At 61.3% G+C, this 23,502-nt stretch carries 26 protein-coding genes; 9 read left to right on the top strand and 17 right to left on the bottom strand.

The window, feature by feature from the left end:
* Positions 1-4 precede the first annotated feature (4 nt).
* Both OU993_RS09300 and OU993_RS09295 read left to right on the top strand, forming a co-directional pair.
* Positions 5-295 carry a YggT family protein gene (locus OU993_RS09300; RefSeq protein ID WP_268156437.1) on the top strand — a complete coding sequence of 97 codons (291 nt, stop codon included), beginning with the start codon at positions 5-7 and terminating at the stop codon, positions 293-295.
* Entirely contained in the window at positions 292-606 is a 315-nt protein-coding gene (locus tag OU993_RS09295) for a DUF167 domain-containing protein (protein WP_268156435.1), read from the top strand. Before OU993_RS09300 ends, OU993_RS09295 begins: the two co-directional genes overlap by 4 nt.
* Here OU993_RS09295 and ppa read toward each other — a convergent pair whose 3' ends face one another.
* The 7 genes from ppa to OU993_RS09260 form a co-directional block, all read right to left on the bottom strand.
* Positions 607-1,140 (bottom strand): inorganic diphosphatase, encoded by a 534-nt coding sequence (gene ppa / locus OU993_RS09290; protein ID WP_165216663.1) that lies wholly within the window; start codon positions 1,138-1,140, stop codon positions 607-609.
* 301 nt (positions 1,141-1,441) lie between these two features.
* Positions 1,442-1,948 (bottom strand): GNAT family N-acetyltransferase, encoded by a 507-nt coding sequence (locus tag OU993_RS09285; RefSeq protein WP_268156433.1) that lies wholly within the window; start codon positions 1,946-1,948, stop codon positions 1,442-1,444.
* A gap of 201 nt (positions 1,949-2,149) precedes the next feature.
* Entirely contained in the window at positions 2,150-3,970 is a 1,821-nt protein-coding gene (gene typA / locus OU993_RS09280) for a translational GTPase TypA (protein ID WP_268156431.1), read from the bottom strand.
* 136 nt (positions 3,971-4,106) lie between these two features.
* A complete protein-coding gene (locus OU993_RS09275) occupies positions 4,107-4,907 on the bottom strand; it encodes an ABC transporter permease (RefSeq protein WP_268156429.1) in 801 nt (266 codons plus the stop codon).
* A 3-nt stretch (positions 4,908-4,910) separates the two neighbouring features.
* Positions 4,911-5,705 carry an ABC transporter permease gene (locus tag OU993_RS09270; protein ID WP_268156427.1) on the bottom strand — a complete coding sequence of 265 codons (795 nt, stop codon included), beginning with the start codon at positions 5,703-5,705 and terminating at the stop codon, positions 4,911-4,913.
* Complete coding sequence (locus tag OU993_RS09265; protein ID WP_268156425.1) at positions 5,702-6,691, bottom strand: ABC transporter ATP-binding protein; 990 nt, start codon at positions 6,689-6,691, stop codon at positions 5,702-5,704. The genes OU993_RS09270 and OU993_RS09265 overlap by 4 nt, the downstream gene beginning before the upstream one ends.
* Before the next feature lie 143 nt (positions 6,692-6,834).
* Positions 6,835-8,931 (bottom strand): M3 family metallopeptidase, encoded by a 2,097-nt coding sequence (locus OU993_RS09260; RefSeq protein ID WP_268156423.1) that lies wholly within the window; start codon positions 8,929-8,931, stop codon positions 6,835-6,837.
* A 172-nt stretch (positions 8,932-9,103) separates the two neighbouring features.
* On the opposite strand from OU993_RS09260, the gene OU993_RS09255 reads away from it, so the two are divergent.
* From OU993_RS09255 to OU993_RS09245, 3 genes are all read left to right on the top strand, one after another.
* Complete coding sequence (locus tag OU993_RS09255) at positions 9,104-9,526, top strand: hypothetical protein (RefSeq protein ID WP_268156421.1); 423 nt, start codon at positions 9,104-9,106, stop codon at positions 9,524-9,526.
* Between the two features lie 96 nt (positions 9,527-9,622).
* A complete protein-coding gene (locus OU993_RS09250; RefSeq protein WP_268156417.1) occupies positions 9,623-10,090 on the top strand; it encodes a MarR family winged helix-turn-helix transcriptional regulator in 468 nt (155 codons plus the stop codon).
* 11 nt (positions 10,091-10,101) lie between these two features.
* On the top strand, positions 10,102-11,295 hold the full coding sequence (locus OU993_RS09245) for a multidrug effflux MFS transporter (protein ID WP_268157621.1): 1,194 nt from the start codon (positions 10,102-10,104) through the stop codon (positions 11,293-11,295).
* Between the two features lie 53 nt (positions 11,296-11,348).
* Here the strand turns inward: OU993_RS09245 and OU993_RS09240 are convergent, their stop codons facing one another.
* The 3 genes from OU993_RS09240 to OU993_RS09230 form a co-directional block, all read right to left on the bottom strand.
* Complete coding sequence (locus OU993_RS09240; protein ID WP_268156411.1) at positions 11,349-12,572, bottom strand: argininosuccinate synthase; 1,224 nt, start codon at positions 12,570-12,572, stop codon at positions 11,349-11,351.
* Between the two features lie 116 nt (positions 12,573-12,688).
* Positions 12,689-12,979, bottom strand: a complete 291-nt coding sequence (locus OU993_RS09235) for a type II toxin-antitoxin system RelE/ParE family toxin (RefSeq protein ID WP_268156409.1) — start codon at positions 12,977-12,979, stop codon at positions 12,689-12,691.
* Positions 12,976-13,221 (bottom strand): type II toxin-antitoxin system ParD family antitoxin, encoded by a 246-nt coding sequence (locus OU993_RS09230; protein WP_215567026.1) that lies wholly within the window; start codon positions 13,219-13,221, stop codon positions 12,976-12,978. Before OU993_RS09230 ends, OU993_RS09235 begins: the two co-directional genes overlap by 4 nt.
* Positions 13,222-13,321: 100 nt before the next feature.
* Here OU993_RS09230 and OU993_RS09225 point away from each other — a divergent pair, with 100 nt between their 5' ends.
* Both OU993_RS09225 and OU993_RS09220 read left to right on the top strand, forming a co-directional pair.
* Positions 13,322-14,182 (top strand): SDR family NAD(P)-dependent oxidoreductase, encoded by an 861-nt coding sequence (locus OU993_RS09225; protein ID WP_268156404.1) that lies wholly within the window; start codon positions 13,322-13,324, stop codon positions 14,180-14,182.
* Positions 14,183-14,242: 60 nt separating this feature from the next.
* Positions 14,243-14,884, top strand: a complete 642-nt coding sequence (locus tag OU993_RS09220) for a LysE family translocator (protein ID WP_268156402.1) — start codon at positions 14,243-14,245, stop codon at positions 14,882-14,884.
* A gap of 10 nt (positions 14,885-14,894) precedes the next feature.
* Here the strand turns inward: OU993_RS09220 and tenA are convergent, their stop codons facing one another.
* The 7 genes from tenA to OU993_RS09185 all read right to left on the bottom strand — a co-directional run bounded on the left by tenA (position 14,895) and on the right by OU993_RS09185 (position 19,980).
* Positions 14,895-15,569: a thiaminase II gene (gene tenA / locus OU993_RS09215; protein ID WP_268156400.1), complete on the bottom strand. Its 675-nt coding sequence runs from the start codon at positions 15,567-15,569 to the stop codon at positions 14,895-14,897.
* A gap of 5 nt (positions 15,570-15,574) precedes the next feature.
* The gene (rlmN, locus tag OU993_RS09210) at positions 15,575-16,816 is read right to left on the bottom strand and encodes a 23S rRNA (adenine(2503)-C(2))-methyltransferase RlmN (RefSeq protein ID WP_268156397.1); all 1,242 of its coding nucleotides are present in this window, start codon (positions 16,814-16,816) and stop codon (positions 15,575-15,577) included.
* A 238-nt stretch (positions 16,817-17,054) separates the two neighbouring features.
* Positions 17,055-17,558, bottom strand: coding sequence for an invasion associated locus B family protein (locus OU993_RS09205; RefSeq protein ID WP_165216710.1), 504 nt, complete (start codon positions 17,556-17,558; stop codon positions 17,055-17,057).
* Between the two features lie 300 nt (positions 17,559-17,858).
* Complete coding sequence (locus OU993_RS09200; protein WP_268156393.1) at positions 17,859-18,275, bottom strand: YkvA family protein; 417 nt, start codon at positions 18,273-18,275, stop codon at positions 17,859-17,861.
* Between the two features lie 60 nt (positions 18,276-18,335).
* Positions 18,336-18,638 carry a 4a-hydroxytetrahydrobiopterin dehydratase gene (locus tag OU993_RS09195; protein WP_268156391.1) on the bottom strand — a complete coding sequence of 101 codons (303 nt, stop codon included), beginning with the start codon at positions 18,636-18,638 and terminating at the stop codon, positions 18,336-18,338.
* Between the two features lie 23 nt (positions 18,639-18,661).
* Entirely contained in the window at positions 18,662-19,249 is a 588-nt protein-coding gene (thpR, locus tag OU993_RS09190; protein WP_268156388.1) for an RNA 2',3'-cyclic phosphodiesterase, read from the bottom strand.
* An 86-nt stretch (positions 19,250-19,335) separates the two neighbouring features.
* On the bottom strand, positions 19,336-19,980 hold the full coding sequence (locus OU993_RS09185; RefSeq protein ID WP_268156386.1) for an arylesterase: 645 nt from the start codon (positions 19,978-19,980) through the stop codon (positions 19,336-19,338).
* A 117-nt stretch (positions 19,981-20,097) separates the two neighbouring features.
* Here OU993_RS09185 and OU993_RS09180 point away from each other — a divergent pair, with 117 nt between their 5' ends.
* Both OU993_RS09180 and OU993_RS09175 read left to right on the top strand, forming a co-directional pair.
* Positions 20,098-20,808, top strand: coding sequence for an ABC transporter ATP-binding protein (locus OU993_RS09180; RefSeq protein ID WP_268156384.1), 711 nt, complete (start codon positions 20,098-20,100; stop codon positions 20,806-20,808).
* Positions 20,805-23,348 carry an ABC transporter permease gene (locus OU993_RS09175; protein ID WP_268156382.1) on the top strand — a complete coding sequence of 848 codons (2,544 nt, stop codon included), beginning with the start codon at positions 20,805-20,807 and terminating at the stop codon, positions 23,346-23,348. The genes OU993_RS09180 and OU993_RS09175 overlap by 4 nt, the downstream gene beginning before the upstream one ends.
* Positions 23,349-23,502: the final 154 nt, after the last annotated feature.

The following is a 23,502-nucleotide window of genomic DNA, read 5'->3' as shown; positions in this document are numbered from 1 at the left end:
TTGGATGATCGCGCTGTTTCAGACCATCGATCTGGCTTTGAACCTGTACACATGGGTGCTCATCATCAGCGCCATCTTCTCATGGCTCTACGCCTTCAACGTGATCAATTCGAGCAACCAGTTCGTCAATTCGATCGGCACCATGCTCTACAATCTGACGGAGCCGGCGCTGCGCCCGATCCGCCGGGTGATGCCCAATCTCGGCGGCATCGACATCTCGCCGGTCATTCTGCTGCTGATCATCTTCTTCATCCGCTCGCTGATGTGGACCACCATCGTCCCGGCACTGGTGTGACCGAGGCGATCTCTGCCTTTGCCGATCATGTGCGTGTCAGCATCCGGCTGACGCCGAACGCCTCGCGCGATCAGATCGAAGGTCTGGAGCGGTCAGACGATGGCGACGCCCATGTCAAGGCGAAGGTGACGGCCGTGCCGGAAGATGGCAAGGCCAACAAGGCGCTGATCCAGTTGCTCGCCAAGCAGCTGCGCGTGCCGAAATCCTCGATCTCATTTATTGCCGGCGAAACGTCGCGCAAAAAAATCCTCCGGATCGACGGCGACCCGGAGGATCTGATGAAGAGGCTCAATGCGCTTCTGGCGCGCTGATTACTTCTGAGCGTTGTAACGCTCGATCGCTTCGACGATCAGCTTCTTGGCAACCGTCACATCCTGCCAGCCGCCGATCTTCACCCACTTGCCGGGCTCCAGATCCTTGTAGTGCTCGAAGAAATGCTCGATCTGCTTCAGGGTGATTTCCGGCAGATCCGTGTAGTTGTGGATCTTGTCGTAACGCTGGGTCAGCTTCGGCACCGGAACCGCGAGGATCTTTTCGTCCTTGCCGCCGTCATCTTCCATGATCATCACGCCGATCGGACGCACGGCGATGACGCAGCCCGGAACCAGCGGGCGGGTGTTGCAGATCAGAACGTCCACGGGGTCGCCGTCTTCCGAAAGCGTATGCGGCACGAAGCCGTAATTGCCCGGATAGGTCATCGGCGTGTAGAGGAAACGGTCGACGATCAGGGCGCCGGCTTCCTTGTCCATTTCGTACTTGATCGGGTGGCCGCCAACCGGCACTTCCACGATGACGTTGACATCGTCCGGCGGGTTCTTGCCGATCTTGATTGCATCAATACGCATGTTTCTCCCCGAGTGCTGTGTATGAGAGCGTTGAAATGGGTGACGCCTCGATACTCAGAAAACCGGTGCAATGCAACACGGCCTTTCGGTGGGGGAAGAGCTATCGCATTGGAACAAAGCCCCTCCCAACCCTCGCCACAAGGGGGAGGGCTTTAACCTAGCCGACCCGCCGAAACCGATTGAAGCCGATGTGGGATCTGCAATGTGTCTCCCCCCTTGTGGAGGAGATGCCCGGCAGGGCAGAGGGGGTTTTCTCCCCTATGCAATAGACCTGTCGCGGAGGGGGGGAACGGTCTGAGGCTCAGGGCCAGACGAAGCCGATTTTGCGCAGCCGCACATCGGCGAAGTCTTCCATGCCCTCGACAATATCCATCCCGCCATGCCGGCGGAAGAAACGGATGGCATGTTCGCTGTCTTCCAGGCACCAGACCACGAGACCGTTGCAGCCGAGCGATTTCAACAGTCGGCGCGCCTCGCCGAACAGCTTGCGGCCAAGGCCGATGCCTTGGAATTCCGGGCGCAGATAGATTTCGTAGATCTCGCCGTCCTGCGGCAGGGCCCGTGCACGGTTGAGACCGATCGTGGCATAACCGGCAATTGTGCCGGCAACATCGAGAACCAGGAGCGTCGCTGGGCCGCGGGTCGCCCGCCGCCACCAGGCCTCGCCACGCCGCTCCAGCATTTCCGTCAACGGCCGGTATGGAATAAGTCCGGCATAGGCTTGCGACCAGGCGGCACGATGAACCTCGGACACGGCTGTCGCGTCATCTGCGCCCGCTTGCCGAACATCAATGGAGAGTGTCTTCATGACAGTGCTTCTCACCTCGCCGCCACAGATTCGTCTCCCTCGAAAGTGGGCTGACGAGACGTTGCCCACAGATGAATTCTCCGGGCCGACGAGCAGAAGTTAACGCTTTTTTAACACTTGGAACAAGGGTCGGAAGCAAAGCAGGCACATAAAAAAGCCCCGGACCATGCCGGGGCTCTTGCTAGTCTCTTATCTCGCCGATCAGGCGACGCGCGACTTTTCGAAGCGCTTGCGATCGTTCGGGTCGAGATACATCTTACGCAGACGGATCGACTTCGGCGTGACTTCCATCAGCTCGTCGTCCTGGATCCAGGAGAGCGCGCGGTCGAGCGTCATGCGGATCGGCGGGGTGAGCTTCACGGCTTCATCCTTGCCGGCGGCGCGGATGTTGGTGAGCTGCTTGCCCTTCAGAACGTTGACTTCGAGGTCGTTGTCGCGGGAGTGGATGCCGATGATCATGCCCTGATAGACCTTTTCACCCGGCTCGATGATCATCGGGCCACGGTCTTCCAGGTTGAACATGGCATAGGCGACAGCCTCGCCCGAACCGTTCGACAGGAGAACGCCGTTGTTGCGGCCGGCGATTGCGCCCTTGAACGGCTGGTAGCTGTGGAACAGGCGGTTCATGATCGCGGTGCCGCGGGTATCGGTCAGGAGTTCCGACTGATAACCGATGAGGCCGCGGGTCGGTGCCAGGAACTTCAGGCGCACGCGGTTGCCGCCGGAGGGGCGCAGTTCCGTCATTTCGGCCTTGCGCTCGGACATCTTCTGCACGACGACGCCGGAATGTTCCTCATCGACGTCGATGACGACTTCCTCGATCGGCTCCATCGTTTCACCGGTCGTCTCGTCCTTGTGCATAACGACGCGCGGACGCGACACGGCAAGCTCGAAACCTTCGCGGCGCATGGTTTCGATCAGAACGGCGAGCTGGAGTTCGCCGCGGCCGGACACGAAGAACGAATCCTTGCCTTCGGCTTCCTCGATCTTGAGCGCGACGTTGCCTTCGGCTTCCTTGAACAGACGGTCGCGGATCACGCGGCTCGTCACCTTGTCGCCTTCGGTGCCAGCCAGCGGGCTGTCGTTGACGATGAAGGACATGGTGACCGTCGGCGGGTCGATCGGCTGCGCGGTCATGGCTTCGGTGACGGAGGGGTCACAGAAGGTATCGGCAACGGTGCCCTTGGAGAGACCGGCGATCGCGACGATATCGCCCGCATAGGCTTCGTCGATGGCCGTGCGCTCGATGCCGCGGAAAGCGAGGATCTTGGAAATACGGCCGGTTTCGATCGTCTTGCCATCCTGGCCCAGAACCTTGACGGCCTGGTTCGGCTTGATCGAACCGGAAGCGATACGGCCGGTGATGATGCGGCCGAGGAAGTTGTTGGCTTCCAGGATCGTGCCGATCATGCGGAACGGGCCTTCTTCGACCGTCGGCTCCGGCACATGCTTCAGGACGAGGTCGAGCAGCGGCGCAAGACCTTCTTCCTTCGGACCTTCCGGATTGAAGTTCATCCAGCCGTCGCGACCCGAACCGTAGAGGATCGGGAAATCGAGCTGCTCGTCGGTGGCGTCGAGGTTGGCGAAGAGGTCGAAGACCTCGTTGATCACTTCCTCATGACGGCCGTCCGGACGGTCGATCTTGTTGATCGCAACGATCGGGCGAAGACCGACCTTGAGCGCCTTGGAGACCACGAACTTGGTCTGCGGCATCGGGCCTTCGGAGGAATCGACGAGAACGATCGCGCCGTCCACCATCGAGAGGATACGCTCGACTTCGCCGCCGAAGTCGGCGTGGCCGGGGGTATCGACGATGTTGATGCGCACACCCTTCCACTCCACCGAGGTGGCCTTGGCGAGAATGGTGATGCCACGTTCCTTTTCGAGGTCGTTCGAGTCCATCACGCGTTCTGCAACGCGCTGGTTTTCGCGGAACGAGCCCGACTGCTTCAGAAGTTCGTCGACAAGGGTCGTTTTTCCATGGTCAACGTGCGCGATGATCGCGATGTTGCGAAGTGCCATATTGGTTTCTCTGGGGCTGTGGCGCACGCCGGGAGCTCTACGCGCCAATTTTCATTTGGCGCGCTCATACCCTGTTTTTCGCATTTGCGAAAGGGGGCGGCTGAACGCACGGTTAAAGCTGGCGATATTCTTCCGCTCATCCGCCACCACCCTGGTAACGTCTGAGGCAGAAACGCCAGAAGAAAAAGGCCGCCGCGACCGAAAGCGGGCCGGCGGCGAGCGCAGCCAATCCGGCCGCAGAACCGAGATAGGGCACCGTCCGGCCGAGCAGGACCGACACCGGCACATAGGCCATGTAGCCGAGCGGCATGATCGACAGCAGCGCAATCTGGAAGGGGCCGGCAAAAATGCTGGCCGGATAACGCGACAGCTCCCAGAAATCGAAATAGATGCCGAAGAGATAACGCGCGCGGCCGAGCACCATGGCGCAGGCGCTGATGATCGTGATCAGCGAGGCGGTGATCAGCGCCGCACTCAGGAGGCTGCCCACCATCAGCAAGGACGTGCCAACCGTCCAGTGGACGGCAAGTTGCGGCAGCGCCCAGAGGATCAGTCCGGCGCCGAGCAGGATATGGCCGCCATATTCGATGTTGAAGCCGGAAAACACGAGATAGGCCCAGGGGTTCAGCGGCCGCACCAGGAGCGTGTCGAACTCGCCGCCGAGCACGATCTCCTCCATGCGCCGCAACTGCACGAGCGTGAAACAGGCGCCGAGCGCATAACCCAGCGTATGGAAACCAAGCAGCAGCGCCATCTGCGGCCAGGTCCAGCCACCGATGTTTTCGAAACGTGTCAGGATCAGCCAGATCGAGGTGAAGACACCGGCATAACCGAAGGCCTGCGCCGCCCAGGCGATCACCAGGCTGGCGCGAAATTCCAGCCGGGTCCTGACCCGAAGGCGCATGAGATAAAAAAGCAGCGACAATGTTTCGCGCATCCCTCAGCCCCCCTGCACCACGACCTGGCCGCAGGCGCGCGACCAGACGAAGGAGACGGCACCGGCCAATACCAGGACCCAGGCGCCACCGGCCAGAAGGGTAAGCGATGAGGCGGCAAGATCCCGCTCGCCGAGATAAACGGCCATCGGATGATAGGTAATCCACGAAAACGGCAGCACATGCGCCACCTCCGCCAGTCCCTTCGGAAAAAACCAGATCGGCACCAGCCCGCCGGACAAGACGGCCAGGATGCCGCGCATGAACCATTCCAGCGAATGGGCATCGAAGACCCAGAAGGAGAACAGGCCGATCAGGATGCCCGACAGCATCAGGACGGCGAGCGAAACGACGAGAAAACCGAGGAACAGCAGGCCATGGCCGAGGCTCGCCGGCGGTTGCACGCCATAGATCAGCCCCATGATGAGAATGACCGGAAGCGAGGTCATCAGCCAGTCGAAAAACCGTGACCCCAGCTGTTCGGCGAGCAGCATCACCGGATAAGCGACCGGGCGCAGCAGGGTGGAGCCGATCGCGCCGGTGCGGATCGTTCCGCCGACCTCGCGGACGATCATCGTCGCATCCCAGCTGGACAGGATGGTGCCGCCGATCAGCGCATAGGTGATCATCTGCGACAGCGTGATGCCGTTCATGCTGCCATGTCCGGCAAAGACCGCCTGCCAGATGGAGATGCGGGCCAGAATATCGACGAGCGTGCCGAAGATGCGGGCAATGCTGCGCGAGCGGTGTTCCAGTTCCCGCTGGAAGGCGGCGCGGATGAGGGCGAGAAAGGCACTCATGCGGCGGCCTTCGCCTGGTAATGGGTGCGGATGATCTCCTCGATGCCGGGTTCGTGCAGCCTGACGTCGCGCAGGTCCGTATCGGTCTGAAGGTCTGCCAGCAGCTGGACGAGCGAACGGCCGTCATCCGACAGCAGGAATTCGCGGACATGGCCCTCACCACCGGCAGGTTCGGTGCCGGGCAGATACACGGTACCCGGTTCGCCGGCAAACTCCAGCACCAGCTTGCGGCGTGCGCCAAACCGGGTCCTCAGCGCCCCGATAGCACCGTCGAACAACAGCCGCCCTTCGTCCACCATGATCAACCGCGGGCAGATCTCCTCGATGTCCTGCAGGTCATGGGTGGTGAGGATGATCGTCGTTCCGCGCTCGCGGTTCATGCGCGAGAGGAACTTGCGCACCACATCCTTTGCCACGACGTCGAGGCCGATCGTCGGTTCGTCGAGAAAGAGGATCTTTGGATCATGCATGAGCGCCATGGCGATCTCGGCGCGCATGCGCTGGCCGAGGCTCAGGTGACGCACCGGGCGCTCCAGGAAGGAGGCAAGGCCCATCATTTCGGTGAGATCCGCGCGGTTACGCTCGAAGACCGGCTCCGGCACGCGGTACATGCGCCGGTGCAGCTCGAAACTTTCAAACAGCGGCAGCTCCCACCAGAGCTGCGTGCGCTGGCCGAAGACAACGCCGATATCGCGCGCATTGGCCACCCGCTCCGCCTGCGGATGACGACCGAGCACGGTCACCGTTCCGGCACTCGGCGCCAGGATGCCGGTCAGCATCTTGATCATCGTCGATTTGCCGGCCCCATTCGGGCCGAGATAACCGACAGCCTCGCCGGCCGCGATCTCGAAGGAGATGTCTTCGACCGCCCGGACGGGTTTCGTAACAGGGGAAACGAAGCTTCTGACGGCACCGGCCAGGCCCGGCTGCGGCACACGTTGCTGGAATGTCTTGGAAACAGAGGCTGCGGAAATGATGGGAGCCATGGCGGGAGATCCTGACGAGTGCACCGCTTAAAGCGGGTCAGCATGAAATTTATGCGACACTCGTCTGATTCGCCCGCCACTTCTTTTGATGGCTTGCATTCGCGGCGCGTATTGCCGCTTCGCCTAATGTGCGCGAAGCCGCCTCAGGCGTCGCTGCCGGACAGTTCTCCCACCATGGCAAGCCCCTTCTTCTTCAGCATCGCATCCGGATCCGGCAATTTGCCGCGGAAGGCCTTGTAGGTTTCCTCCGGATCGATCGATCCGCCGACCGAATAGATGTTGTTCTTCAGCTTGCGTGCCATCACCGGATCAAAGGCATTGCCCGTCTCCTCGAAGGCGGCAAAGGCATCGGCATCCAGCACTTCCGACCACATGTAGGAATAATAACCCGCCGAATAACCATCGCCGGAGAAGACATGCTGGAAATGCGGCGTGGCGTGACGCATGACGATGGAGGACGGCATGCCGATTGAAGACAGCACCTCCGCCTGCACCGCCATCGGGTCCTCCACCGCTCCGTCGCGGGTATGGAAGGCCATGTCGACCAGCGCCGAAGACGTGTATTCCACCGTGTTGAAGCCGGCATTGAAGGTGCGTGCCGCCAGCACCTTGTCGAGCAGCGCCTTCGGCATCGGCGCGCCCGTTTCGTAATGCACGGCATAACGGGTGAGGATCTCCGGCACCGTCAGCCAGTGTTCGTAAAGCTGCGAGGGCAATTCGACGAAATCACGCGAGACGCCGGTGCCGGACACGGACGGATAGTTCACATCCGAGAGGATGCCGTGCAGACCATGGCCGAATTCGTGGAACAGCGTGCGGGCATCATCGAGCGACAGGAGCGCCGGTCTGCCTTCCGCGGGTTTGGCAAAATTGCAGACATTGTAGATGATCGGCAGTTCGCCCTGCGCTCCGTTCTTCAGCATCAGCTTGTGCTGGCTCTGGAAGGAACTCATCCAGGCGCCGGAGCGCTTGGAGGGGCGGGCGAAATAATCGCCGAGGAACATGGCCTTCAGCGTGCCGTCGCTCTCACGCACTTCGAAGACGCGTACATCCGGGTGATAGGCTTCGACACCCTGCGCCTCGGTGATGGTGATGCCGAACAGGCGATGGGCAACGTCGAAACAGGCGTCGATGATCTTTTCGAGCTGCAGATAGGGCTTCAGTTCGGATTCGGAGAAATCGAACATCCGCTCGCGCAGTTTTTCCGCATAATAGCGCCAGTCATGCGGCTGGACCGGACCGTTGATGCCGTCTTCGGCCATCAGGCCGGCGAGAGAGGATTCCTCGTCCAGCGCCTTGGAGCGCGCCTTCGCCCAGACCTTCATCAGGAGATCGTTTACATTGGCGGGGGTCTTCGCCATCGTCTCGTCGAGCTTGTAGGCGGCAAAGTTCGGATAACCGAGCAGCCTGGCCTTTTCGGCACGTAGCGACAGGATTTCCCGGACAATGGCGATATTGTCGCGCTCTGCGCCATTTTCACCGCGCTTTACCCAGGCGGCAAAGGCCTTTTCGCGCAGGTCCCGCCGGCTGGAGAAGGTGAGGAAAGGTTCGATGATCGAGCGCGACAGCGTGACGGCGAAGCTGCCTTCCGGCGCGCTGCGTTCGCGTGCGGCACCGGCCATGGCATCACGCAGGAAATCCGGCAGGCCGGCCAGATCCTCCTCGGTCGTCAGGATCATCGACCAGGCCTTCTCGTCGCCCAGCACGTTCTGGCCGAACTGCGCGCCGAGCCCCGCAAGCCGCTCGTTGATTGCGGCCAGCCGCTCCTGCTCACTCTTGGAGAGTTTCGCACCTGCACGCACGAAACCCTTCCAGTGCCGTTCCAGCACCCGGGTTTCCTCCAGTGTCAGGCCAAGGTTCTCGCGCGCCTCCCACAGCTGATCGACGCGTTTGAACAGCGCCTCGTTCATGGCGATTTTCGAATAATGGCGCGACATCTTTGGCGCGATCTCGCGTTCCAGCGACTGGATCAGGTCGTTGGTATGGGCACCCGCCTTGTTCCAGAACAGAGCCGAGACCCGCGAAAGATCATCGCCGGCAATTTCCAGCGCCGTGATCGTATTGGCAAAGCTCGGGCTTTCGGGGTTGTTGGCGATCGCATCGATCTCGGCATCATGCAGGTCGAGTGCCGCATCGAAGGCAGAGGCGAAATCCTCGTCCTTGACCTGATCAAAATGCGGAAGGCCGTTGAGCCCTTTCCATTCGACGAGGGCCGGCTTGATCTTCGAGTGCATGGTCATTGGATGATCCCCTGAGGATGATGCTGAACTGTTCTTCTGCAACAGAAAAACGGCAAGTGTGGGAAGGCAACGGGCATGTCATACAAGAAGTGTTAACTGATTATTGACGATTGACGATTTCAACGACAGCTAATACATCCAGGACGATATCCGATGATTAGGATATAGCGCCATGGAAATCACTTCCCTCAGCTGGTCCGGCAGCCTCCTGCAACAGGAAAAAGCCCGCGACACCAGAATGGAACGTCCTCAGTTCACCGTCCGTGCAGAAGCGCGTCCTGTGTTCGAGGTTCCAGAAACGACTGTGTCGGATGTCGATTTCTCCGCGATGTCGCCACGACTGCTGCGCGAGATTGCCCTCCAGAAATATGTCGCCGGGGACATTCAGCAAGACATCTACATTGCGCTGGCCCAGGAATTGCCGATGGAGGCCGCCGACTCGGCAGGCAATGTCATCGACCTGTCCATGGTGACGGACGATACGGCCTTCGATTTCCAGGCCTATTTCCGCGATCAGCGCGATCTCGCCGCCGCTCTCGGTGATGACGAACGGGCGTCCACCCTGAATGCGGCCCTGGAATTCGTGAAGGGCTGACCCCATCCATTCGCACGTCCTGTGCGAGATGCTTCGGTTTTCGGTTGCTTGCTCCGTCAAAGATAGTAAGCGTGCCTTAGCAACCGGCTGGACCTCATGGCAACGCGACACGAACTTCACGATCTGGGTTTTCTCCTGACCGACAGTGCGCGGCTTCTGCGTACCGCCTTCGAACGGCGTATCGGTGAGGCAGGGCTAGGCGTGACGCCCGGCGAGGCCCGCACGCTTCTCAACATTCACGCGTTGAAGGATGCGCGGCAGCTCGACATCGCCGCCCGCATGGGCGTCGAACCGATGACGGTCTGTTCCTTTCTCGACAAGCTGCAGGGTCAGGGACTGATCGAGCGGCAGCCGGACCCGGCAGACCGGCGCGCCAAGCGCGTGACGCTGACGGCGGAGTCAGAACCGCTGATTGCCAAGCTGAAGCTGGAGATTGCCGACGTGCTGACCGATGCCTGCACGGGTCTTGGCGAAGAGGACGTGGACCGGCTGCGCCATGTGCTGACCACGCTTTCCGTCAACCTCCAGGCCGCGGCCGCTCCGGATCAGGTGGATCTGTCGTGACGGCACGCGACATGCAGCCAAAACCGCGGATGAGCGAAGCAAGGACCACCTTCCTTGGTGCCCTTTTGACGACGCTCGGCCCCATTTCCATGGCGATCTATACACCGGCCATGCCGGAACTGGTGCGCGCCTTCGGCACGACGGAGGCGGCCATCAAGCTCAGCCTGTCGCTGTTCTTCGGCGGTTTCGCTCTGGCGCAACTCGTGGCCGGTCCGCTTTCCGATGCGCTCGGCCGCAGGGCGGCGACGCTGATCTTTCTCGCCATCTATCTGGCAGGTTCCGTGCTCGCGGCCATTGCACCATCGGTGGAGTTCATCCTGGCGGCCCGCCTCATCCAGGGGATCGGCGCCTCCGTCGGTGTCGTCGTCGGCCGCGCCATCGTCCGGGATCTCTACGCGGGAACCGACGCCGCGCGGATCCTGAACACGATCGGCATCTTCCTGGCGGTCGGTCCCGCCATGGGGCCGACATTGGGCGGCCTGACGCTCGCCGCCTTCAGCTGGCATGCGGTGTTTGTCCTGATGATCGGATTCGGGCTCGCCGCCGGCCTCTGCACGATCGTTCTGATGCGCGAGACGGTGATCCCCGATCTTGCCCGCCTGCAGCCGGCCAGGCTGATCCGAAACTATCTGGAAGTGGCCCGAAACCGGCAGTTCCTGGCGACCGCGGTGATCCTCAGCGGCACGATCGGGGCGCTCTATACGCAGGCGACCATGCTCTCCTTCGTGCTGATCAACCGGGTGGGGCTGACCCCCACACAGTTCGGCATCGGCATGCTGATGCAATCCGGTTTTTATCTTCTGGGCTCGATCACCTTGAAGCTCGTGGTGAAACGGCTGGGCGGCGCGCGCTGTGCCCTGATCGGCATCACGCTCTGCGGCATCGGCGGCACGATCATGGCGCTTTCGGTAGCACTGGTGCCGCCCTTCTTCCTGTCGATCATGGGACCCGTGGCGATCTGCACCTTCGGTCTCGCCCTTTTGACACCTTATATCGTGACGCTGAGCCTTGCGCCGTTTGCACATGTGGCGGGGTCTGCGTCGGCGCTGTCCGGCTTCCTGCAGATGAGTTCGGGTTTCATCGGCGGGATTGCCGCCGCGCTGATCGGCGATCCGCTCACCGCGTTTGGCATCATCATTCCGACCATGGAACTTTGTGCCGTTGCCGGTTTTCTCTGGCTGCGCCACCTCACCCGCCACGCATGAAAAAATCCGCCCTCCCGGAAGGAGAGCGGGCGATCTCTTTTCAACGATGCGGCTTACTTGCCGAGATTGCGCTTGGCGAGCGTGCGCAGACGAAGTGCGTTCAGCTTGATGAAGCCAGCGGCATCCTTCTGGTCGTAGGCGCCCTGGTCGTCCTCGAAGGTGACCAGCTTGTCGGAATAAAGCGACTTTGCCGATTCACGGCCGATGACCATGACATTGCCCTTGTAGAGCTTCAGCGTCACTTCGCCTTCCACATGCTCCTGGCTCTTGTCGATGAGAGCCTGCAGCATTTCGCGCTCCGGCGAGAACCAGAAGCCGTAATAGATGAGTTCCGCATAACGCGGCATCAGCTCGTCCTTGAGGTGGGCGGCGCCGCGGTCGAGCGTGATGCTCTCGATCGCACGGTGGGCGGCGAGCAGGATCGTGCCGCCGGGGGTCTCGTAGACGCCGCGGCTCTTCATGCCGACGAAGCGGTTCTCGACGAGGTCGAGACGGCCGATGCCATTGTCGCGGCCATAATTGTTGAGTTCGGCGAGCAGGGTGGCCGGGCTCATCTCGACGCCATTGATCGAGCAGGCATCGCCCTTGCGGAAACCGACCTTGATGACGGTCGCCTTGTCCGGAGCGGCTTCCGGCGAAATCGTGCGCATGTGCACGTATTCCGGCGCTTCCTGGGCGGGATCTTCGAGAACCTTGCCTTCGGAGGAGGAGTGCAGCAGGTTGGCATCGACGGAGAACGGCGCTTCGCCCTTCTTGTCCTTGGCGACAGGGATCTGGTGCTGTTCAGCGAAGTTCAGGAGATCGGTACGGCTCTTGAACGACCAGTCGCGCCAGGGGGCGATGATCTTGATGTCCGGGTTCAGGGCATAGGCCGACAGCTCGAAACGAACCTGGTCATTGCCCTTGCCGGTGGCGCCATGCGCGATGGCGTCTGCACCGGTCTTCTTGGCGATCTCGATCAGGTGCTTGGAGATCAGCGGGCGGGCAATCGAGGTGCCGAGCAGGTAGACGCCTTCATAAACGGCATTGGCGCGGAACATCGGGAAGACGAAATCGCGCACGAATTCCTCGCGCACATCCTCGATGAAGATCTCCTTGATGCCGAGCATCTCGGCCTTCTTGCGCGCCGGCTCGAGCTCTTCGCCCTGGCCGAGATCGGCGGTGAAGGTCACGACTTCCGCGCCGAGTTCGGTCTGGAGCCATTTCAGGATGATGGAGGTGTCGAGACCGCCGGAATAGGCGAGGACGACTTTCTTCACGTCTTTGGGGAGTGCCATATCGATTGCGTTCCGTCTGGAGGGCAGGCCGTTCAAACCTGCCGCTTGAAGTCTGGGATCGCGGCACTTTTAGCGAGTTTGCCGCAGCGTGCAAGGGCAAGCGCGGGCCCAAAGCGTCACAGATGGCGGCCGATGTTCATCCGCTGGTGAAGGATGCGGATGAGAATGAGCGATGCAGCCTTTTCTTGATAAATCAGGTAGTGGGAGCGAAAGGACAGTGACATCGCACCCTTGCGGATATGATCGATGGACCTTCCTTTTTTCGTCCCTCGGCAAACATCCTGCAATGCCTGCCAAATACCAAAGATATAATCTTCCGCCTGGTCCTGTCCCCAACGAGCCTCAGTGTAGTCGTAGATTTCATCGATATCGTCGGCAGCCCGCGGCGAAATGATGAGGGTCTTCATCGCGATGCATTTCGTGCACGCTTCCGCTCAATGAAGGCATCGAAATCAAACGGCTGCGGCTCGCCCGACGCCTCGCCTTCCTCGATGGCCGCGCGGATGGCCAGCAAACCATCTTGGTCCCGCAGCAGTTCGAGAGCTGCTTCGACAACCTCCGCTTCCGATGCGTAGTCCCCGACGCTCACCTTGTGCTGCATGAATTCGGCCAGTTCGCCCTGAACGGTGATCGTAGCAATCCTGCCCATGCCTCATCCTCCGGCCACAGCCGTCATGTTGACGATAGGACCCGAGGATACCATATCCGCCGCGACCTTAAAAACCGAAACAACCCGCGGAGCTTTGCCCATGACCCATCAGCATCCCGCCCTGCAACAGGGCCACGTGGCTGTCGTCACCGGAGCCGCCTCCGGCATCGGCCTTGCCGCCGCCAAGGCCTTTGCCAGGCTCGGCCTCTGCGTCGTGCTCGTCGATCTGGAGGGAGACCGGCTGGCAGAGGCCTGCCGCGAGGTCGTGAGCCTGTCTGCCGGCGGCGAGGCGGATGTGGTGGCGATCGGCACCGATGTCGCGAAGCTGGACGAGGTGGAGGCACTGGAACGTGCGGTGATCCAGCGCTTCGGGCGCGTGCATGTGCTGATGAACAATGCCGGCATCCAGCCGGGCAGTTCTCTCTTCGGCCCGCAGGCGAATTGGGACAATGTCCTGGCCGTCAACCTGATGGGCGTGATCCATGGCACCCGTGCCTTCGGGCCCGGCATGATTGCTCACAATGATCCGGCGCTGATCATCAATACCGGTTCGAAACAAGGGATCACCACGCCGCCCGGCGATCCGGCCTACAACGTCGCCAAGGCCGGTGTGAAGGCCTTCACCGAAGCCCTGGAGCACGAGTTGCGCAACATCGAGGGTGGCCACATCTCGGCGCATCTCCTGATTCCGGGCTTCGTCTACACCGGACTGACCGCCAACGGCCGCACCGAAAAGCCGGCCGGCGCGTGGACGCCGGAACAGACGGTCGACTTCATGCTGGAGAGCCTGACGCGCGGCGATTTCTATATTCTCTGCCCAGACAACGACGTGGACCGCAAGACCGACGAGCGCCGTATGGCCTGGGCGATCGGCGACATCATCGAAAACCGCCCGCCGCTCTCGCGCTGGCATCCGGAGTATGCCGAGGCAGCAAAGACCTTCATCAGCCAAAGAGACTGATTGGCAATCGCCTGCGCACCCTGTAAGTCTCGGTGAACATCTGGTCGCCGAGACAACATCATGGATTTCCTGCCGAGCCTCCCCACGCTGATCACCTTCACCGGCATGTGCCTGCTTCTGGCGATCACGCCGGGACCGGACATGACGCTGTCGATCAGCCGGGCGCTGTCGCAGGGCAGCAAGCGGGCGCTGTATGTCGTGCTCGGCACGACGATCGGCATCATGATCCACACGCTTCTGGTGGCCTTCGGCGTCTCCGCGCTGATCACCGCATCCCCCACGGCCTTCTTTCTGTTAAAAACCGGCGGAGCCGCTTATCTGCTGTGGCTTGCCATTCAGGCGGTGCGTTATGGCTCCAATCTCAAGGTGGAGTCTGTGGAGGGTGCGAAGACCTCTGCCTGGAGCAATATTTCGACCGGGCTCTGGGTCAACCTGCTGAACCCCAAGGTCATCATCTTTTTCATGACCTTCCTGCCGCAGTTCGTCACTGCGGGAGATCCGGCGGTCACGCAGAAGCTGATCTTCCTCGGTTTCTTCTTCATCTTCGTCGGAAGCCCGGTGAATGTGGTGGTGATTCTCGCGGCGGACAAACTGGCCAAATGGCTGCAGGCCAACCCGAAGATCCTGCGCGGCATCGACTACACCTTTGCGGGCGTCTTTTCGGTGTTTGCAGTGAAGATCTTCATGACGCAGGCGCGCTGAGCCTTCCGGTTCAGCTGAGGTCGAGGCCCATCTGCCAGAAATCGGCCTCAAGCCGGGTGGCATCGCGGAACACCACCGACAGCTGCTTCAACCGGCCGGCATCGAGATGAGCCAGCCGATCATTTAGCCAGCGAACTTCCGCTGCCACCAGTTGCTGATATTCCTCGCCCGCGTACATCTCGATCCAGTCGGCATAGGGATTGCCGTCGAGGCGGGTAAAGGTCTGCTGCCGGATCCAGGTCGCGATCTCGCCATAGCCGATGATGCAGGGAGCAAGCGCCACATGCAGGTCGAGGAGATCGCCGCTCATGCCGGCATCCAGCACATAACGGGTATAGGCGAGCGTCGCTTTCGATTCGGCAAGCTCGGCCAGATCCGCCTCGGAAATTCCCCACTGCGCGCAATAGCCGATATGTAAACCAAGCTCGATGTCGACGATGGCCTTCAGGCTGTCGAGGCTCTGGCGCAGATCGACAAGGTCACGGCTCTTGTAGACCGCAAGCCCCCAGGCGCGGGCGAACTGGATCAGGAACAGGTAATCCTGCTTCAGGTAGTGCTGGAAGGCCGCTTGCGGCAGGTCCCCGGTGGCAAGCTCCCGCACGAAACGATGCTCGACATAGGCATGCCAGTCCGCTGCATGGTCCTGTTTCAGGCGCTCGAACGGGCTTGCCAACGGGCTTGCCATGGCACTCAGTCGTCCTCGCCGTGGCCGGCGATCATCATCGCCTCAAACGCCAGTCGCTCGGTCTTGCGCATGCGTTCCGATTCCGATTTCAGCTGACCGCAGGCGGCCAGAATGTCACGACCGCGCGGCGTGCGGATCGGCGAGGCATAACCGGCCTGGTTGATGAAATCGGCGAACTTCTCGATCGTCGCCCAGTCGGAACACTGGTAGTTGGTGCCCGGCCAGGGGTTGAACGGGATGAGGTTGATCTTGGCGGGAACGCCCTTCAGGAGCTTGATCAGTTCCTTGGCATCCTCCAGGCTGTCGTTGACATCCTTCAGCATCACATATTCGAAGGTGATACGACGGGCATTCGACAGGCCGGGATAATTCCGGCAGGCCTCGATCAGTTCCTTCAGCGGATATTTCTTGTTGATCGGCACCAGCATGTCGCGCAACTCGTCGCGCACCGCATGCAGGGAAATCGCCAGCATGACGCCGATCTCGTCACCGGTGCGGAAAATTTCCGGCACGACGCCGGAGGTCGACAGCGTCACGCGGCGCTTCGACAGCGACAAGCCGTCACCATCGGTCGCGATCAAAAGCGCATCCTTCACATTGTCGAAATTGTAGAGCGGCTCGCCCATGCCCATCATGACGATGTTCGTGACCTTGCGCTCGCCCGTCGGCACAAAGGCGCCGGGCGGCGTATCGGTGCCCGGAAAATCACCCAGACGATCGCGCGCCAGAAGCAGCTGGCTGAGAATTTCCTCTGCCGTCAGATTGCGCACCAGACGCTGCGTGCCCGTGTGACAGAAGGAACAGGTGAGCGAACAGCCGACCTGGCTGGAAATGCACAGCGTGCCGCGACCTTCTTCGGGAATGTAGACGGTTTCCACCTCGACCGGACGACCGGCGCCGCGCGGCGGAAAGCGCAGCAGCCATTTGCGGGTGCCGTCGTTCGAGACCTGTTCCTCGACGATTTCGGGACGCGCGATGGTGAAATGCTGCTTCAGCATCTCGCGCATGTCCTTCGCCACATTGGTCATGGCGTCGAAATCGGACACACCGCGGATGTAGAGCCAGTGCCAGAGCTGGCTGACGCGCATGCGCACCTGCTTTTCCGGCACGCCCTTTTCGATCAGCGCCTTGGACATCTGCTCGCGGGTCAGGCCGATCAGCGAAGGTTTGCCGGACATGAGATCCGGCTGTGGCACGAGCGGCGGCTTGACGGTGAGGGCCGGTGCGGCGACTTGCGATACGGACATGGCTCAGGTTCTTCCACTCAACGGATCGGCATCTCGGCGCGCCGGCGCCGGGCAATCCGGATTATCTCGTGTGAAATGCGTCGGGCGGTCTGTTGCGCATGGGGGTCCATGGGGATCTCCATGTCGGGCTTCGACCACGGTTGCCGCGCCCTTTAGCATCAAATAGCGCGCGCGTCACCACCCAACGGAAAAAGGCCGGTCAAGCGACCAGCCTTCCTATCGCTATGGCAAACGCTGCTTATTTGCAGGTTTCGATCTGCTTCAGCGCGGCGGCAATGCCCGAAAGCGAATAGGTGTAGCTGGTATTGGTGCCGCGGACGGAGACCGCCTTGACGGTCATCGACTTGCCGCCCTTCATCGCAGCAACCAAAGCCGGCTCTTCAGCCGCATTTTCCACCCAGGCCGCCTTGTCCTTGACGAACATGACGAAGTTCTTCTTGTCGATGGTGACGTTCACCTTCGAATCCGGCTTCAGCGGATAACCCACCATCACCTGCGGCTCATAGGAAATGTTCTGGCCGGGACGCTGGGAGACCATGAAGAAGATGTCCCCGTGATCGACGCTCGCCGGCTCCTTGGCCGTCGGGATCGAAAGGACGTAGCACACCGTGCTGTTGCCGGATTTGTAGGAATAGGCGCCCCAGTTCTGGAAGGTCCCAATTCTGTTCGGCGCCTGGGCCGAAGCCACTGCAACGGATGCGAGCAGAAGGGTCGACGCGATGGCGATCTGTCTTACAAACATTGTGTCCTGCCAATTTATGTTCAACGGCCGACCTTGCACCACAGGTCGGGCGCGGTCGCGATCCGTTAGACTTTGACTTAATTTCGGTTACCAAACCGTCAACGGCATACATCGACAGTCAAGCCAAGGGGGTCGGTTCGCCATCGAACAGTGTCCGCCATCGCCGCTTCCCCTCGCCTGTCGAATGAACCGAGGAATTCGGCAAGATTGGGGCCGACGGCAGATGGTGCTGATCGGACATCCATTCCTAAGCAGACGAGTGAAAGGTTTTGGCGTGGCGCCCTCTCTGGTCCGCTGCAATCAGCGCCCTGCAGGGGCGGCGGCGGGATCGCGCTTGTCGTCGCTCACATCTTCGTTCGACAGGGCCTCGTCGGCAGCCTGGTAGTGACTGTCCTTGATATGCGCCTGGATCATCCGGAAGGCGGCCATCAGCACCGCCACATCGTCGGTAAAGCCGACAACGGCAAAAATGTCCGGCAGGAAATCCAGCGGCAGGACGAAATAACCGAGCGCCGCCAGAAGCACGCCGCGAACACGGGTTGGCGTCTGCGGGTCCATGGCACAGAAATAGGCTGCCGCAAGATCACGGCTGAAAGGGATATAACGGACGGCACGTTTCATCGTCGGCCAGAATTTCGAGCGAACCTGACGTTCCTGACGCTCCTGGGTGTCTTCATCCCCGGGCAGAAGGATCTCACCGATCTTGACGTCGTCCATTGCGCGCTCCCATGCAGTTCGTGACATCGCAGAACCATATGGTCCCGAAGCCACGCGACTTCAATCGGTGCGGGCTGCCGCCTTGTTCATGGCTTCTGCCAGCCTGAAATCGCGGTCCGTCAGCCCACCACTGTCATGCGTGGTAAGGCGCACCTCCACCCTGGAATAGACATTGCTCCATTCCGGATGATGGTCGAGTTTCTCCGCAATCAGCGCGCAGCGCGTCATGAATCCGAAAGCCTCGGCGAAATCGCCGAACCGGAAGCTGCGTCTGATCGAAAGCCCGTCTTCATCGAGCGCCCAGCCGTCGAGCCCCTCAAGCTTTGCCGCAACAGCCTCAGGATCCAACCGCGCGTCCCGCATGCCTGTCTCCTCAGAGGTTTTGATCAATAGAGGGACTTTTCCACGACATAATCACTGGTGGCATAACGCGACCGGTTTTCCTGAAGCGGAAACACTTCCTCCGTCAGGTAAGGCCCGCCCCCGACCGATTCCTTAGACGACATCAGGACGAACCTGCCGACATTAAAGGGCACCGTGTGGAAATTGCCGCGTCCGGCGAGATAATGCACGACGTCCTCGACCCGTGCAGACCGCAGCCGTGCCAGCGTCACATGGGGCATGAACTTGCGTGGATCCGGCGGAAGACCGATCCGCTGGCAGATCCGCTCGATCTCGCCCTGAAGGGCCGTGAGTTCCGCCGAAGGCGAGACACCCGCCCAGACGGAATGCGGTTTCTTCGAGCCGAAGGAGCCGATGCCGTTCAGGCTGATCTGGAATTCCTCCCGATCGATCCGGTCAAGCCGGGTGACGATCTCGTCGGCCGTACGACCGTCGACATCGCCGATGAAGCGCAATGTGATGTGGTAGTTCTCGACATCGATCCAGCGTGCACCAGGCAGGCCACCACGCAGCAGGGAAAGGCTCATGGCGGCATTACGCGGGACTTCGAGGGCGGTGAAAAGTCTCGGCATAGCGAACCTCCTCGAATCTCTTGCGATATCAATAGCGGAACACGCAATCGGGTTCCGCGCAAGCTATGATTTTTGCCCTGCAACAATCATTTGGGGGTCGGAAGCGATTTTACGAAGGCTTCCACCGCCGGAAGCGACTTTTCCACCATCACCGCGACCCCCTTTTCGTTGGGATGCATGCGATCCTGAAGCTGCAGATCCTCATGCGTCACCACGCCATCGAGGAAGAACGGATAAAGCGGCACATTATATTTTGCCGCAAGCTTGGGGAAAATCGCATTGAAGCGCTGCCCGTAATCACCGCCCATGTTCGGCGGCGCCATCATGCCGACGAGAAGCACCGGAATATTGCGCTCCTTCAACCGGGCCAGCATGGAGTCGAGGTTCTTCTCCGTCTGCTCCGGCGAGACGCCGCGCAGCGCATCATTGGCGCCCAGTTCGAGGATCACGCCATGCGTGCCGTCCGGTACCGACCAATCGATGCGCGACAGCCCGCCCGACGTCGTATCACCGGAGACGCCCGCATTGGTGATCACCACGTCATGCCCCCTGGCCTTCAGCGCGGTCTCGAGCTGCGCCGTGTAGGACTCCTTCGGCGCCAGCTGATAACCGGCCATCAGGCTGTCGCCGAAACCGACCAGTTGCAGTGTCTGCGCCTGAACCGCAAAAGCGGAGCCGAAGATCAGTCCGGTGATGACAATCACGTGATACGCGGCTGCTTTGAATTTCATGAAGCTTTTCCCTAGATTGGGTTGGTCTGTCGCGCTGCAGGAGCCGTAGCGTAAAGATATAACGCCGGTAGCCTTGCTGATATCGATATCTCTCCCGCCAATATAGGATGGCTTTTCGTGACTAAAACCATCATCGAGCTGAAGAAGGCCGATCTGACCCTTGGAAGCGCAGCCGCCTCGGTTCATGTGCTGAAGGGAATTGACCTGCGAATTGGCGAGGGAGAGGCTGTCGGGATCGTCGGTCCATCGGGCTCCGGCAAATCGACGCTTCTGATGGTGCTTGCCGGCCTGGAACGGCTCGACAGTGGCGAGATCAACATCCTCGGCACGCCGCTGCATTCGCTCGGCGAAGATGCGCTCGCGGATTTCCGCGGCCGCAATATCGGCATCGTCTTCCAGTCCTTCCAGCTGATCGCCAACATGACGGCGCTGGAAAACGTGGCGGTGCCACTGGAACTCGCAAACGTGAAAAATGCCTTCGACATCGCGCGGCGCGAGCTGACCGCTGTCGGGCTCGGCGAGCGGCTCAGCCACTATCCCGGCCAGTTGTCGGGTGGCGAACAGCAACGTGTGGCGATCGCAAGGGCGCTTGCCCCCTCGCCGGCCGTTCTGATCGCCGATGAACCGACCGGCAATCTCGATACCGAAACCGGCCGGCAGATCGCCGATCTTCTGTTTTCCAAACAGAAGGAACGCGGCACGACGCTGCTGCTCGTGACCCATGACAACGGGCTCGCCGCGCGCTGCTCGCGCCAGATCCGCGTCCGCTCCGGCGAGATTGCCGATGACAGCGCCACGAAACCTGCGCCGAAAGCGGCTCTGGCATGAGCGCCGTCGTTCCGCGCCTTGCCATTGCGCTGCGGCTCGCCCTTCGCGAACTGCGCGGCGGTTTGTCTGGCTTTTACATCTTCCTGGCCTGTATCGCGCTCGGAACCGGTGCGATTGCCGCCGTCAATTCCGTGTCGCGCGCCATCACCGGTGCCATTGCCTCGCAGGGTCAAACGCTGCTGTCAGCCGACGTGCGCTTCGAACTCGACAACCGCGAGGCCACGGCCGAAGAACTGGCCTATCTGCGCAGCCTCGGCCAGGTATCCGTCACCACCGGCCTTAGATCCATGGTCCGGGTGCCGGACGGATCGCAGCAGACGCTGGTGGAGGTGAAGGCCGCCGATTCCGCCTATCCTCTGTATGGTGCCGTCACCACGGAGCCGCAGCAACCGCTGACCGAGATGATGGCCGAAGACAACGGTGTCTATGGCGCCGTGGCGGCGCCTCTGCTGCTGGAGCGGCTTGGCATCCCGGTCGGTAGCGAACTTCTACTCGGCAATGCGCGGCTGAAGATCACCGGCACGCTCGTCAGCGAACCCGACGCGATTTCGGAAGGTTTCGGCTTTGCGCCGCGCCTGCTGATGAGCCGCGACGCCCTGCGGGCCTCCGGCCTCATCCAGACGGGCAGCCTGGTGGAACATGCCTACAAGATCAAGCTCGACGACCCGCTGGCACGCCGCACGCTGGCGGCTTCCGCCAACAAACAGTTCCCTTCGGCCGGATGGTCGATCCGCACCGCTGATCGCGCGGCCCCTTCGCTCACCGAAAATGTCGACCGATTCTCGCAGTTCCTGACGCTGGTCGGCCTGACCGCGCTGATCGTCGGTGGGGTGGGTGTGGCCAATGCCGTCCGGGCTTTCCTGGATTCCAAACGCACGACGATCGCGACCTTCAAATGCCTTGGCGCACCCGCCTTCGTCGTCACGATGATCTATCTCTTCCAGATCCTGCTGATCGGCGGCGTCGGCATTCTCTTCGGATTGGTGATCGGCGCCATTGCCCCGTTCGTCGCTCTCGGTTTCCTGCAGGGGGTGCTTCCGGTACCGGCAGAGGTGACCTTCTATCCGTCGGCGCTTGGCCTTGCCGCGCTGTTCGGCATCCTGACCACCTTCGCCTTCGCGATCCTGCCGCTCGGCCATGCGCGCGAAGTGCCGGCAACCGCTCTTTTTCGCGAACAGAGCTTTGACCAGACCCGTCTGCCCTCCTGGCCTTATCTGTTGGCTGGCGGCGGCGCGCTGGCGGCGCTTGCAGCGCTCGCCATCTTCTCCGCTGAGGAGCGCTTCATCGCGGTCGTCTTCCTCGCCTCGGTGGCCGGTGCCTTTGTTCTGCTGCGTCTCGTTGCGGCGGGAATATCCGCGCTCGCCCGGCGCAGCCCTCGCGTGAACTCGCCCGCCCTGCGGCTTGCGATCGGCAACATCCATCGTCCCGGCGCCCTCACCTCCTCTGTGGTTCTCTCGCTCGGGCTGGGGCTTGCCCTGCTCGTCACGCTCGCGCTGATCGACGGCAATCTGCGCCGTCAGCTGACCGGGACGATGATGCAGAACGCGCCGAACTTCTTCTTCGTCGATATTCAAAGCAACGAGCGTGAAGGCTTCACCGATGTCGTTCGGCGCTCCTCGCCGGAGGGCACGATCAATCTGGTGCCGATGCTGCGGGGCCGCATCATTGCCTTCAACGGACAGGACGTGACGCAGATGAACGTGCCGCCCGGCGGACGCTGGGTCCTGCGCGGCGATCGGGGCATCACCTACGAGGAAAAAATCCCGGAAAACGCCAAGGTGACCGAGGGAGAATGGTGGCCGGAAAACTACAGCGGCGAACCGCTGGTGTCCTTCTCGGCCGAGGAGGCCGGAGAACTCGGACTGAAGATCGGCGACACCGTGACGGTCAATGTGCTCGGCCGCAACATCACCGCCCGCATTGCCAATTTCCGTGACATCGAGTGGGAATCGCTGTCGATCAACTTCGTCATGGTGTTTTCGCCCAACACCTTCCGGGGTGCGCCACATGCCTGGCTTGCCACGCTGACGGATGCGAACGCGACACCGGCACAGGAAGGCGAGATCCTGAGGGCCGTCACCAACGCCTACCCGACGATCACGACGGTCCGCGTGAAGGATGCCCTCGATATTGCCGAACAGCTCGTCGGGCAGCTGGCAACCGCAATCCGTGCCGCCGCCGCGGTGGCCCTGGTGGCCTCCATCCTCGTTTTGTCGGGCGCGCTGGCCGCCGGCAATCGGGCGCGCACCCATGACGCGGTGATCCTCAAGACGCTGGGCGGCACCCGTGCCATGCTGATCCGCGCCTTCAGCTACGAATACCTGATCCTGGGACTGGCGACCGCGATCTTTGCGCTGGTCGCCGGGGGTATCGCGGCCTGGTTCGTCGTCAGCCGCATCATGAACCTGCAGGCGAGCTTCATGCCGGATGTGGCGGGAGGAACGATTGTCATCGCCCTGGTGCTGACCGTCGGCATCGGCCTCCTCGGAACCTGGCGCATCCTCGGACAGAAGGCGGCACCCGTCCTGCGCGAACTGTGAGGTACAGGCCCAATCCCTTGCGGGGCCTGCAGGAACCGCCAGCATTAAATCTTTGTCACCTTGTCGATTCGCACGCGATTCGGGCCATTGCTACTTGAAGCCGTGGATATGACGGCGCATATTCAAGGCATGCTTGCTGAGGCTCCGCAGCGGC

This window comes from Rhizobium sp. SL86 (genome assembly GCF_026672545.1).
Lineage (GTDB): Bacteria > Pseudomonadota > Alphaproteobacteria > Rhizobiales > Rhizobiaceae > Neorhizobium.
This window is presented reverse-complemented; position numbering and strand designations above follow the sequence as displayed.